The following is an 11712-nucleotide window of genomic DNA, read 5'->3' as shown; positions in this document are numbered from 1 at the left end:
GAGACGAATGCAGGAGGCCCATGGCCCGCGAACTACAACACGGCGCGACGATCTGGGACGTAGCCCGGAAAGCCGGAGTGTCGATCACCACGGTGTCGCACTCCCTCAATGGCAAGGGCAATATCAGCGAGGCCACCCGGGAACGGGTCCGCGCAGTCGCCTCGGAGATGGGATACGTTGCAGACGCCATGGCACGGGGGCTTCGAAGTTCCAAGATGAATGCGATCGGGCTGGTCTTCCGTTCCTTGGACAGCTTGGGCAACTATGGTCCCAATGGCGTAGACGTCTTCATGAAACTCGCGGGAGCAGCCGCGGCCGAGACGCTGAATCGGAATCTGGGCCTGATGCTCGTCCCCGACTTGAGCCGTGGACCGCTTCCCCCGTTTTCCATGTCCCTGGACGGTTACATAGTTTTCGCCCCGCATCTGGATGACCCAGTGGTGGCTTTGCTGGAGAAGCGTGGAATTCCGTATGTGACCTGGGATCGCGATCCGGGCCGCCCCGACTTCCGGAACTGGGTCGCTCACGACGACGCAGCTTCCACACGAGTCGTCCTGGACCACCTGGCAGCAGCGGGCGCTGGATCCATCGCCTACGTGGGCGGCACGGACAGGAACGCCTGGAACTTCGATTGCGAGGCCGCCTACGTTGCCTGGTGCCTGGAAACCGGAAAGGAGCCCCGGATTTATCACGTACCGGAACGGGACGGCGTGGAGGGTGGTCGGCAAGTGGGCGCCAGGATTTTGGGCGACGGCCTGCCCGGCGCAGTTTTTTGCTTAACCGGTAGGCACGCCAGCGGGGCAGCCCAGGCCATGCAGGAACGTGGAGTCCGTATCCCGGGGGACCTGCTGGTGTGCACGGGCTCGGACTCTGAACACTCGCGGCAGCACAAGCCCCCGATTTCCGCCCTTGACGTGGATATTCCTGCCGCGGCCGCCGCGCTGGTTGAGCGACTCTGCGAAGTCATGGAGGGCAAGTCGGGGTCGGACCCGGTTCTGCTGGCGGCGCGGTTCCTGCACCGCAAATCCACGTCGCCGGGCAAGACCCGGAATCAGCAGAAGCGCGGATTTTAGCGTGGCATGTTCGCCGTCCGTGGAAGCGGACGGGGCACCTTTCCGCATTTGAGAGAATGAGATCATGCAATCTCTCGGTGACCCGCACCCGTCCACGTCCCCCGCCGGTAAAGGCATGTTCAAGGGCTTCCGCATCGGCGGCCTGGGGATGACAGTCGTCATCATCGCTTTCCTGGTAGCCGTCATCTTTGCGGCCAACCAGAACGATGTTGTGGGCTGGGTTGTTGCCGTGGTCGCTTTCGGGTGGCTTGCCCTTGCAACGTTCGTGGTGCTGAGCATCCGCAAGGCCGCGCAGCGGGCCGGTGCCAAACTGAGCGAAGCGCAAAATGCGTTCAACGCCGCAGCCGGCCGCGCGCCGTCGTCGTCCGCTGCTGACAGCGGTGGCACGCGCATAGTTGCCGAGCGCAGCAAAGCCGATGAAGTGCGCGACCTTAAGCTGGACCACTCCTTCAAGATTGTTCAGGTGCAGGTCCGCGTGGTGGACGAGGAACGCGCCAAAGGCGCAACGGCCAACCAGGACACCATCAACCGGGCGCTCGAAACCATCGCCATTACGGCCACGAATGCGCGGGACATGATCAAGTCTTCGGGTGGCTCGGACGAGCCCGTGGCCGGCACCATCATCGACTAGAGTGGACCGGGTGAGTACGGCATTGAAGAAGGACTTCCTTCGCATCGCATCAGTTAACGTCAATGGCCTGCGGGCTGCCTACAAGAACGGCATGGCGGAATGGCTGGAGCCACGCGAGGTAGACATTCTCTGCCTGCAGGAAGTGCGCGCCCCTGACGACATCGTCAGGAAGCTGATTGGCGAAGGCTGGCACATCCTCCACACTGAGGCTGAGGCCAAGGGCCGCGCCGGTGTGGCCATTGCTTCCCGCGAGGAGCCCACCGCCACTCGCGTTGGCGTTGGCGACGACTACTTCGATACGTCCGGGCGCTGGGTTGAAGCGGACTACACCGTCAGGAACACAGCCGGTGACCCCACCACCCTCACCGTTGTCAGTGCTTATGTGCACTCGGGAGAGGTCGGAACCCCCAAGCAGGACGATAAGTTCCGCTTCCTCGATGCCATGACCGTCCGCCTGCCTGAGCTCGCGAAACACAGCGACCATGCTTTGGTGGTTGGCGACCTCAACGTCGGACACACTGAACTCGACATCAAGAACTGGAAGGGCAACGTCAAGCGTGCCGGCTTTCTCCCGGAGGAGCGGGCATACTTTGACCGCTTCCTCGGCGAAGAAATCGGATGGAGGGATGTCCACAGGGGCCTGGCAGGTAATGTCGCCGGCCCCTACACCTGGTGGTCCCAGCGCGGTAAGGCCTTTGACACTGACACAGGCTGGCGCATCGACTACCACCTGGCCACCCCGGACCTCGCAGCTGCCGCTTTCTCGGCTGTGGTGGACCGAGCGCCTTCGTGGGATACCCGCTTCTCTGACCATGCACCGCTGGTAGTCGACTACCGGCTCTAAGCTTCCTAAGGTATTGCTCCATGACTAGTTCCACCACGACTGAAACCGGCGCAGCGGCTGATGCTGCGATCGCACCGAAGCCCGTAAGGTCAACCAAGCTTGCCGTTGGCGCCAAGCACCGGGTCCTGTCCGGCATGCAGCCCTCCGCCGATTCCCTGCACCTTGGCAACTACCTCGGCGCCCTGGTCAACTGGGTCCGGATGCAAGACGAGTACGACGCCGTGTACTTCATTCCTGACCTGCACGCCATCACCGTGCCGCAGGATCCGGCGGAACTCGCCCGGCGGACCAGGGTTACGGCCGCGCAGTACATCGCCGGCGGCGTGGACGTGAACAAGTGCACGCTCTTCGTCCAGTCCCAGGTTCCCGAGCACGCCCAGTTGGCGTGGGTCCTGAACTGCATTACGGGCATGGGTGAAGCCGCCCGCATGACCCAGTTCAAGGACAAGGCACAAAAGCAGGGTTCGGACCACGCCAGCGTTGGCCTGTTCACCTACCCCATCCTGCAGGCCGCTGACATCCTGCTGTACCAGCCGCACGGCGTGCCGGTGGGTGAAGACCAGCGCCAGCACGTGGAATTGAGCCGCGACCTCGCCAACCGTTTCAACAGCCGGTTCGGCGAGACGTTCCAAGTGCCTGAGGCCTTCATTCAGAAGGAATCGGCCAAGATTTACGATCTCCAGAACCCGACCGCCAAGATGTCCAAGTCGGCGGAATCACCGGCCGGACTGATCAATCTGCTGGATGACCCAAAGACGGTGGCCAAGCGGATTAAGTCTGCGGTTACGGACACCGAAACCGAGATCCGCTACGACCGCGAGAACAAGCCGGGCGTATCCAACCTGCTGACCATCTACTCGGCCATCAGTGGTACGCCGGTGGATAAGATCGTGGCTGACTATGAGGGGAAGATGTACGGCCACTTGAAGGTCGACTTGGCCGAACTCGTTTCCGGCCACTTGGCACCCATCCGGGAACGTGCCAACGAACTTCTGGCTGATCCTGCAGAACTCGACCGGCTCCTGGCCCTCGGTGCGGACAAGGCACGTGAAATTGCGGCCGCAACGCTCGCGGACGTCTACTCCAAGGTTGGTTTCCTGCCCTACCGCGGCGATGCCTCCCACGGAAACCAGGGAGTCCGCTAAGTCCATGTGCTCCGCTGGCCAGCTCAACGTCAAGACCGGCACCCGACAGGGTGCCGGTCCGGACGACTCCCGCCAGCCCGCTGTTTCCGGCTCCGATTGCGGCGCTGGAGACACCATGTGCGTCGGAGTGATCCTCGGTTTCCCGCCGGAGATCGCCCGTGAACTCCAGGAATGGAGGGCCTCCTTCGGAGATCCGATGGCCGAGGTCATCCCTGCCCACATCACCCTGATCACCACCACACCCACCCAGGATTGGGCCGCCACCCGGGAGCACGTCAGGGAAGTCGCAAGGACCCAGGAACCTTTCGAAATCACCATTTCCGGCACGGGTTCTTTCCGTCCCGTCTCGCCGGTGGTGTTCGTCAATGTGGAGGAAGGCTTTGAAGAGTGCGTGCAACTGCACGAGAAACTTCAAACCGGCCCACTCGAACGGATGTTGCCGTTCCCGTACCACCCGCACGTCACCGTTGCGCACGATGTCGCCCAGGAAAACCTCGATGAGGCCGAAACGGTCCTCAGGGATTACCGGGCGACCTTCCCTGTGGTTAGCATGGGACTTTACGAGCATGACACCAATGGAATTTGGCAGCTACGGGAAGAGCTCGACTTTGGCGGCGATACTGACGAAGCACAGCAAGCGGATCCAAGCCGCAGAGGCGGACGTTCCTCCGCTGCCAACTGAGCGGGCGAAACTCAGACTCCAGCTTCTCCGCAAAAGGCAGGATTGGGGCCATGCGAAGCGGGCGGGTGAGGGCTTGCCGAAAAAGGTCGGTGCATTCTTTGCACTCTTCCTCGCCAGGCTGAACACCAACCGGGCCATGCGTTCCTTCCAGCACTACACCCGGCAGCACGGGCCGTTGTTGAGCGCCGGTATCGGCTTCAACATGTTCTTCTCCGTGACGGGTCTGCTCACAACCGGCTTCGCCATAGCGGGAATTGTTCTGGGCGGTAACCCCGCGCTGCAGGACGCCGTGATCGACAGTGTGGCCGCGGCTGCCCCCGGGCTCCTTCAGGTGAATGGCGGCGAAGGGTTGGTGGATCCACAATCCCTGCTCAACCCTTCGGGACTTGGGTGGACGGCCGTCATCGCAGCGATTGTCACAGTGTTTGTTTCCCTGGGCTGGATCGCCAGCATCAGGGAAGGCCTCCGGGGCGTGATGAACGCTGACCCCTTGGTACGCAACCCGATCCTTCAAAAGCTCATCGACGCCGGCACCCTGCTGCTCCTCGGCGTCATCCTTGTCATCAGCGCAGGCGTCTCGCTCGTCTTTGGGACCGCAGCGGACTGGCTTATTGCTTTGCTCAAGCTTGATGAGGGCGTTGTCGAGCCCATAGCGGCGACCGTCAAGATCGTGGTCCCGCTTCTGTTGAACTGCGCGACGGCGGCCGTGCTGTTCCGCATTGCAGGTGGGTTGAAGCTGGGACGCCGCGCATTCCTGGAAGGCGTGGTGCTGGCGGGCTTTGGGACCACGGTCCTGCAATTCTTCAGCACCGAACTTCTGGCCCGGTCCGGCAACAATCCGGTCCTGGCATCGTTCGCCATCATTATCGGGCTGCTGATCTGGTTCAATCTGGTGAGCCAGGTGTATCTCGTCTCGGCGTCGTGGTCTGCCATTCGCGAGGCTGACACGGCATCGGGGGAGTCCCCCCGCAAGAAAGTCCTCGGTTCGCGTCGCGTGGCGCCCCGCTCCTGACAGTTTTATCCGGAGGCCGCCATGAACAACCAACTGTGGATCGCCTGTCTGCTCGGGGCTGCAGTGGGACTTGTGGTTGGCCAGTTGGTCTTCAATTCGCCCTTTCTGGGCATCCTCATTGGAGTTGGCCTTGGAGCCTTGGTCGGAGCCGCGGTGGGACCCCGCCGCGGTTAGCAGGCGAGGTCCCTTGCGGTGATGTCGATGGCCGGGTGCAGGCTGTTCAAGAGGCTGACCCCGGATAACGCTGCCGAGCAGTGGCTCAGCGAAAGCAAGGCGGCCATCGGCAAGTAGGTACCCATGTAGGTCGCAGATAATGCCGTTACGACAGCTCATAACGGCATTATCTGCTACCCAGTTGGGCCGGCAGGGTCATCAGCCAGCGTCGCGGACCTCGAGGTAAGGGTCCGCCCAGGCGCTGATGATCCGTGCAACCCGTGCTGCCTGGCCCTTCCCGGTGAGGAGATGCTCGCTGCCCTCCAGGGAGATGAAACTCCGGGGGTGTCGGGCAGTCCGGAAGATTTCGCTGGCGTTGTCTATTCCCACGGTGTTGTCGGTGGGGGAGTGCATCACCATGAGCGGCTTGTGGAGGGTGCGGATGCAGTCGCGTAGATCGGCGCGTTCCACGTCCTCCACAAAGTGGCGGCGAACCTCCATGGGCCGTCCGCCAAGGTCCACCACCGCGCTGCCATCGCGCAGGATGGACTCGATCTCGGTGTCGAACATGTGCTCAACATGTTTGGGCTCGTAGGGTGCGCCAACCGTCACGACGGCGTTGAGGCCGGGAATGTCGCGGGCTGCGGCCAGCACCGCTGCACCTCCAAACGAGTGGCCCACCAAGAGCGAGATTCCCCGGCCTTGCTCCCGCATGAAGTCCGCAGCCAGGATGGTGTCGGCTACCTTGACGCTGAAAGACCCCGCAGACCATTCACCTGCGGAATTGCCCAAGCCCAGGTTGTCGAAGCGCAGCATCCCCACACCTTGCTCCGCGAGTCCTTTGCAGATCCGGGATGCGGCGGGGCTGTCCTTGCCGAGAGTCAGGCCGTGCGAGTACAGGCCCCAGCCCCGGACGGGGCCCTCAGGCACGTCTACGACGCCGGCCAAGGTGTCGCCGGTACTTCCCGTGAAGCTGATCTTCTCAGAGCGTGACACGCTGATCTCCTTGCGTTGCGTTGCGGTGACGGTTGCCGTGTTAGCCGGTGACGGCACTTGATTAACGACGACGGCGCCACCCACCATCAGTGGTGAGCGGCGCCGTCGTCGTTTGGTTCCTTGGGGGACCGGCGAAATTAGATCTTGCGGGCCAGGATGGCCTGCTTGACCTCGGCAATTGCCTGGGTCACCTGGATGCCGCGGGGGCATGCTTCCGAGCAGTTGAAGGTGGTGCGGCAACGCCACACGCCTTCTTTGTCGTTCAGGATCTCAAGGCGCATGTCTCCGGCGTCATCACGGGAATCGAAGATGAAGCGGTGGGCGTTGACGATCGCAGCCGGGCCGAAGTACTGGCCATCGGTCCAGAAGACCGGGCAGGACGAGGTGCAGGCGGCGCACAGGATGCACTTGGTGGTGTCGTCAAAGCGCTCACGGTCCTCGACGGACTGCAGGCGTTCCTTGGTGGGCTCGTGGCCCTTGTTGATCAGGAACGGCATGACTTCGCGGAAGGACTGGAAGAAGGGTTCCATGTCCACAATCAGGTCCTTCTCCACGGGGAGGCCCTTGATCGGCTCGACGGTGATGGGCTTGGTGGTGTCCAGGTCCTTCAGCAGCGTCTTGCAGGCGAGGCGGTTGCGGCCGTTGATGCGCATGGCATCCGAACCACACACGCCGTGGGCGCAGGAGCGGCGGAAGGAAACGCTGCCGTCAATCTCCCACTTGACCTTGTGGAGGGCATCCAACACGCGGTCTGTGCCGTACATGGTCAGTTTGTAGTCATCCCAGCGTGCTTCGTCCGAGATTTCGGGATCGTAGCGGCGGACACGCAGCGTGATGTGGAAGGTGGGGATTTCACCGTCGCCTGCAACGCTTGCCGGGAGCTCGATCTTGGAAGCGGGCTCTGCCATTTCGGTCGTCATTAGTACTTACGCTCCATCGGCTCGTAACGGGTGAAGATGACGGGCTTCGTCTCAAGACGGATGCCCGCAACAGATTCCGCCGAGGAGTCGACGGTGACGGAAGTGTCCAGGTAAGCCATGGAGTGCTTCATGAACTTCTCGTCATTGCGGTCCGGGAAGTCCTCGCGGTAGTGGCCACCGCGCGACTCTTCACGGTGCAGCGCACCGACGGTCATGACCTTGGCCATGTCCAGCAGGAAGCCCAGTTCCACTGCTTCGAGGAGATCCAGGTTGAAGCGCTTGCCCTTGTCCTGAACGGTAACGTGCTTGTACCGCTCTTCGAAGGAGGCGATGTCGCGGAGGACCTGCTCCAGCGATTCCTTGGTGCGGAACACCTGCATGTTGGCGTCCATGGTGTCCTGCAGTTCCTTGCGGATCTGCGCAACACGCTCGGTGCCGTTGCCGGTGAGCAGGCCGTCCAGGATGCCGCGGGTCATTGCCTCGGGGTCCTCGGGAAGCTCCACGTAGTCAGCTGTCTTGGAGTACTCCGCAGCGGCGATGCCCGCGCGCTTGCCGAAGACGTTGATGTCCAGCAGCGAGTTGGTGCCAAGACGGTTTGAGCCGTGCACGGAGACGCATGCAACCTCACCGGCTGCGTAGAGGCCCGGCACAATTGTGTCGTTGTCCTGCAACACTTCGGTGGTGATGTTGGTGGGGATGCCGCCCATGGCGTAGTGCGCCGTGGGGAACACGGGAACGGGATCGGTGAACGGTTCCACACCAAGGTAGGTGCGGGCGAACTCGGTGATGTCCGGAAGCTTGGCCTCAATGTGCGCAGGCTCAAGGTGGGTCAGGTCCAGGAGGACGTAGTCCTTGTTCGGACCACAGCCACGGCCTTCGCGCACTTCATTCGCCATGGCGCGGGCCACGATGTCACGGGGTGCGAGGTCCTTGATGGTGGGGGCGTAACGCTCCATGAAGCGCTCACCCTCCGAGTTACGCAGGATGGCACCTTCACCACGCGCACCCTCGGTAAGGAGGATGCCCAGGCCGGCGAGGCCGGTCGGGTGGAACTGGAAGAACTCCATATCTTCCAGGGGGATGCCGCGGCGGAACGCGATGCCCATGCCATCACCGGTGAGGGTGTGCGCGTTGGACGTGGTCTTGAAGACCTTGCCGGCGCCGCCGGAAGCGAACACCACGGACTTGGCCTGGAAGACGTGCAGTTCACCGGAGGCGAGGTCGTAGGAAACCACACCGGCAACACGCTTCTGCTTGTACGGGGTTCCGTCTTCGCGTACTGCGTCTTCTTCGACGATCAGCAGGTCAAGGACGTAGTACTCGTTGTAGAACTCAACGTTGTGCTTGACGCAGTTTTGGTACAGCGTCTGCAGGATCATGTGACCCGTACGGTCGGCTGCATAGCAAGCACGGCGGACGGGTGCCTTGCCGTGGTCACGGGTGTGGCCACCGAAGCGGCGCTGGTCAATCCGGCCCTCGGGCGTGCGGTTGAACGGCAGACCCATCTTTTCCAGGTCCAGCACGGCGTCGATGGCTTCCTTCGCCATGACCTCGGCTGCGTCCTGGTCAACCAGGTAGTCGCCACCCTTGATGGTGTCAAAGGTGTGCCATTCCCAGTTGTCTTCTTCGACGTTGGCCAGTGCTGCGCACATTCCACCCTGGGCTGCACCTGTGTGCGAGCGGGTGGGGTAGAGCTTGGTCAGTACCGCGGTGCGTGCTCGCTGACCGGATTCGATCGCGGCGCGCATGCCGGCGCCACCTGCACCGACAATGACGACGTCGTACTTATGGACCTGCATACCAGATGCTCTCTCTTTCAAAAATTCAGATGGTCGGCGGAGGCTGCTCCGCTACGTCAGGCGAACCGGCTTACTCCAGGGAGCGGCCGGAAGGCGCCGCTACGGGGCCGGGCAGAAACCGCCAGGCAACTGAACGCCGTCGACGACGGGGCACGGGTTGAAGGTGAAGATCACCAGCGTGCCGAGGATGATGATGACCAGGGTGGCCGCGTAGAGGACCATCTTGAGCCAGAAGCGCGTGGAATCCTTCTCGGCGTAGTCGTTGATGATGGTGCGGACGCCGTTGGTGCCGTGCAGCATGGCAAGCCACAGCATGGCGAGGTCCCAGAACTGCCAGAACGGATCGGCCCACTTGCCGGCAACGAAGCCGAAGTCGATTGCATGGATGCCCTCGCCCACCAGCAGGTTCACGAACAGGTGGCCGAAGATCAGCACCACCAGGACGATGCCGGAGAGACGCATGAAGAGCCAGGCGATCATTTCGAAGTTGCCACGGCTGGAGCCGGTGCGGTTGTACTTCGGAGCGATCTTCCCGGAGCCGATTTTTCCACTGCGTGGGGATTCGATGGTTGTCATGGCTTAGTGGCCTCCCAGCGCGAGGGAAAGGTGGCGGATGGCGAAGCCTGCGAACGTGACAAGCCACAGCGCAAGCACGACCCACAGCAACTGGCGCTGGTACTTCGCGCCCTTCTTCCAGAAGTCGATGGCGATCACGCGCAGGCCGTTGAAGGCGTGGAAAATGATCGCGGCGACCAGGCCCGTTTCACCCAGGGCCATGAGGGGGTTCTTGTATGCGCCAATGACGGCGGTGTAGGCCTCAGGGGACACGCGCACCAATGAGGTGTCCAGCACATGGACCAACAAGAAGAAAAAGATCACTACACCTGTAATGCGGTGTCCAACCCAGGACCACATGCCTTCACGGCCGCGGTACAAGGTGCCAGCTGGTTTTGTCGGCACTGATTAAACCTTCCTGCAACACAGCGGCGCTGGCATGGGATCCACGCGGGGGGAACGCCTGCTGCGAGAGCACTCGTAGCTCACGCCTAAATCTAGGCTTCGCTAACAGCATATTCAATTTAGGACGGGCTTCTCTGCTTGTTAATTCCATGTTTCCTGCCGATATTCAGGCGATTTTCGGCACTGCCTGAGACGAACGCCACACGTGTGTCCTGCTGCGGGGGCTTGCCGCCCGGCACAGGATAAAGTGTTGCGGTGAGTACAGAAGACGCGAAATACCCGGAATCGCCATTGAACCGCTTCCATGCGGTTATTCCGGCGGGCGGTGTGGGGACCCGGCTATGGCCACTCTCGCGTGCCGCTGCGCCCAAGTTCCTCCACGACCTGACCGGTTCCGGCAGCACGTTGTTGAGGGCTACCTATGACCGCCTGGAACCTTTGGCTGGTGAACGGGTCCTTGTTGTTACCGGCGAAGCGCACCGCGCCGCCGTGTGCCGCCAGCTCCCCGAAGTGGGGGATGACGAGTTGGTGTTGGAAAGCGAGCCCAAGGACTCCGGTGCCGCCATCGGGCTTGCCGCAGCCATCCTTTACCGACGCGATCCGGACACCATCATGGGGTCCTTTGCCGCGGACCAGGTCATCAGCCCGGACGATCTCTTCCAGGAGACCGTGCGCGAGGCGATCTTTACTGCGGCCACCGGCAAGATCGTCACCATCGGCATCAAGCCGACCCATCCCTCCACTGGATTCGGGTACATCCGCTCCGGTGCGGCACTGAATGTTGAGGGCGCCCCGAATGCGCTTGCTGTTGCGGAGTTCGTCGAGAAGCCTAGCCAGGAAGTGGCCAACAAGTACGTCGAAGCCGGGGATTACGTCTGGAATGCCGGCATGTTCGTCGCTCCGGTGGCTCTTATGCTCAAGCACCTTGAGGCCAACCAGCCGGAGCTGTTCAAGGGCCTTCAGGAAATCGCCGACGCTTGGGACACGCCGCAGCGCTCGGAAGTGACGTCGCGCGTGTGGCCCACGTTGCCGAAAATCGCCATCGATTACGCCGTGGCTGAGCCCGCAGCGGAAGCTGGAGACGTCGCCGTCGTGCCTGGCACTTTCCGTTGGGACGACGTCGGCGACTTCGCCGCGATCGGGCGCCTCAACAACGCAGGCGACGTCGACGAAGTAACGGTGCTTGGCGAGGGCGCACGCGTCTTCGCGGAGAACGCCAGCGGCGTGGTGGTGTCCGATACCAAGCGCGTCATCGCGTTGATTGGTATCAAGGACGTGGTCATTGTGGACACGCCGGACGCACTTCTGGTCACCACCAAGGAACACGCCCAACTCGTCAAGGGCACTGTTGACGCCCTTAAAGCCAGTGGAGACACGGACGTGCTGTAAAGCAATTGCTTATACCGTGAGCCACCTCTTTGGTTGTCCTGCGTCTGAACGCAGCGTAACCAAGAGGTGGCTTTCGTTCTTCGGGTGCCGCGCATGGCTAGAGTTGTG

The 11712-nt window shown here is 62.1% G+C and carries 14 protein-coding genes; 8 read left to right on the top strand and 6 right to left on the bottom strand.

The features are described 5' to 3' along the window. The first annotated feature begins 20 nt into the window (after positions 1 to 20). From ACZ881_RS13540 to ACZ881_RS13510, 7 genes are all read left to right on the top strand, one after another. Positions 21 to 1073: a LacI family DNA-binding transcriptional regulator gene (locus tag ACZ881_RS13540; protein ID WP_476116162.1), complete on the top strand. Its 1053-nt coding sequence runs from the start codon at positions 21 to 23 to the stop codon at positions 1071 to 1073. Positions 1074 to 1137: 64 nt separating this feature from the next. Beyond that, positions 1138 to 1704 carry a hypothetical protein gene (locus ACZ881_RS13535; RefSeq protein WP_091466044.1) on the top strand — a complete coding sequence of 189 codons (567 nt, stop codon included), beginning with the start codon at positions 1138 to 1140 and terminating at the stop codon, positions 1702 to 1704. 10 nt (positions 1705 to 1714) lie between these two features. Then, the gene (locus tag ACZ881_RS13530; protein WP_402937924.1) at positions 1715 to 2548 is read left to right on the top strand and encodes an exodeoxyribonuclease III; all 834 of its coding nucleotides are present in this window, start codon (positions 1715 to 1717) and stop codon (positions 2546 to 2548) included. A 20-nt stretch (positions 2549 to 2568) separates the two neighbouring features. Next, positions 2569 to 3693, top strand: a complete 1125-nt coding sequence (gene trpS / locus ACZ881_RS13525; protein ID WP_476116159.1) for a tryptophan--tRNA ligase — start codon at positions 2569 to 2571, stop codon at positions 3691 to 3693. 4 nt (positions 3694 to 3697) lie between these two features. Next, complete coding sequence (locus ACZ881_RS13520) at positions 3698 to 4375, top strand: 2'-5' RNA ligase family protein (RefSeq protein ID WP_476116157.1); 678 nt, start codon at positions 3698 to 3700, stop codon at positions 4373 to 4375. Next, positions 4302 to 5387 (top strand): YihY/virulence factor BrkB family protein, encoded by a 1086-nt coding sequence (locus tag ACZ881_RS13515; protein ID WP_476116490.1) that lies wholly within the window; start codon positions 4302 to 4304, stop codon positions 5385 to 5387. Before ACZ881_RS13520 ends, ACZ881_RS13515 begins: the two co-directional genes overlap by 74 nt. A gap of 21 nt (positions 5388 to 5408) precedes the next feature. Continuing rightward, complete coding sequence (locus ACZ881_RS13510; protein WP_167510385.1) at positions 5409 to 5561, top strand: hypothetical protein; 153 nt, start codon at positions 5409 to 5411, stop codon at positions 5559 to 5561. Here the strand turns inward: ACZ881_RS13510 and ACZ881_RS13505 are convergent. The 6 genes from ACZ881_RS13505 to sdhC all read right to left on the bottom strand — a co-directional run bounded on the left by ACZ881_RS13505 (position 5558) and on the right by sdhC (position 10215). Beyond that, on the bottom strand, positions 5558 to 5686 hold the full coding sequence (locus tag ACZ881_RS13505; protein ID WP_476116503.1) for a hypothetical protein: 129 nt from the start codon (positions 5684 to 5686) through the stop codon (positions 5558 to 5560). The genes ACZ881_RS13510 and ACZ881_RS13505 overlap by 4 nt on opposite strands. A 73-nt stretch (positions 5687 to 5759) precedes the next feature. Continuing rightward, positions 5760 to 6536 carry an alpha/beta hydrolase family protein gene (locus ACZ881_RS13500; protein ID WP_476116155.1) on the bottom strand — a complete coding sequence of 259 codons (777 nt, stop codon included), beginning with the start codon at positions 6534 to 6536 and terminating at the stop codon, positions 5760 to 5762. A 137-nt stretch (positions 6537 to 6673) separates the two neighbouring features. Next, on the bottom strand, positions 6674 to 7456 hold the full coding sequence (locus ACZ881_RS13495; protein WP_011773975.1) for a succinate dehydrogenase iron-sulfur subunit: 783 nt from the start codon (positions 7454 to 7456) through the stop codon (positions 6674 to 6676). Further along, positions 7456 to 9255 carry a succinate dehydrogenase flavoprotein subunit gene (gene sdhA, locus ACZ881_RS13490; protein WP_089594136.1) on the bottom strand — a complete coding sequence of 600 codons (1800 nt, stop codon included), beginning with the start codon at positions 9253 to 9255 and terminating at the stop codon, positions 7456 to 7458. The genes ACZ881_RS13495 and sdhA overlap by 1 nt, the downstream gene beginning before the upstream one ends. 99 nt (positions 9256 to 9354) lie before the next feature. Then, complete coding sequence (locus ACZ881_RS13485; protein ID WP_026542860.1) at positions 9355 to 9831, bottom strand: succinate dehydrogenase hydrophobic membrane anchor subunit; 477 nt, start codon at positions 9829 to 9831, stop codon at positions 9355 to 9357. A gap of 3 nt (positions 9832 to 9834) precedes the next feature. Then, complete coding sequence (gene sdhC, locus ACZ881_RS13480; protein WP_011773978.1) at positions 9835 to 10215, bottom strand: succinate dehydrogenase, cytochrome b556 subunit; 381 nt, start codon at positions 10213 to 10215, stop codon at positions 9835 to 9837. Between the two features lie 255 nt (positions 10216 to 10470). Here sdhC and ACZ881_RS13475 point away from each other — a divergent pair, with 255 nt between their 5' ends. Next, positions 10471 to 11604 (top strand): mannose-1-phosphate guanylyltransferase, encoded by a 1134-nt coding sequence (locus ACZ881_RS13475; RefSeq protein ID WP_091466053.1) that lies wholly within the window; start codon positions 10471 to 10473, stop codon positions 11602 to 11604. Positions 11605 to 11712 lie beyond the last annotated feature (108 nt).

This window comes from Paenarthrobacter sp. TE3676, from assembly GCF_056279165.1.
Note: the sequence above shows the minus strand (reverse complement) of the source record. Positions and strands in the feature narration are given on the sequence as shown.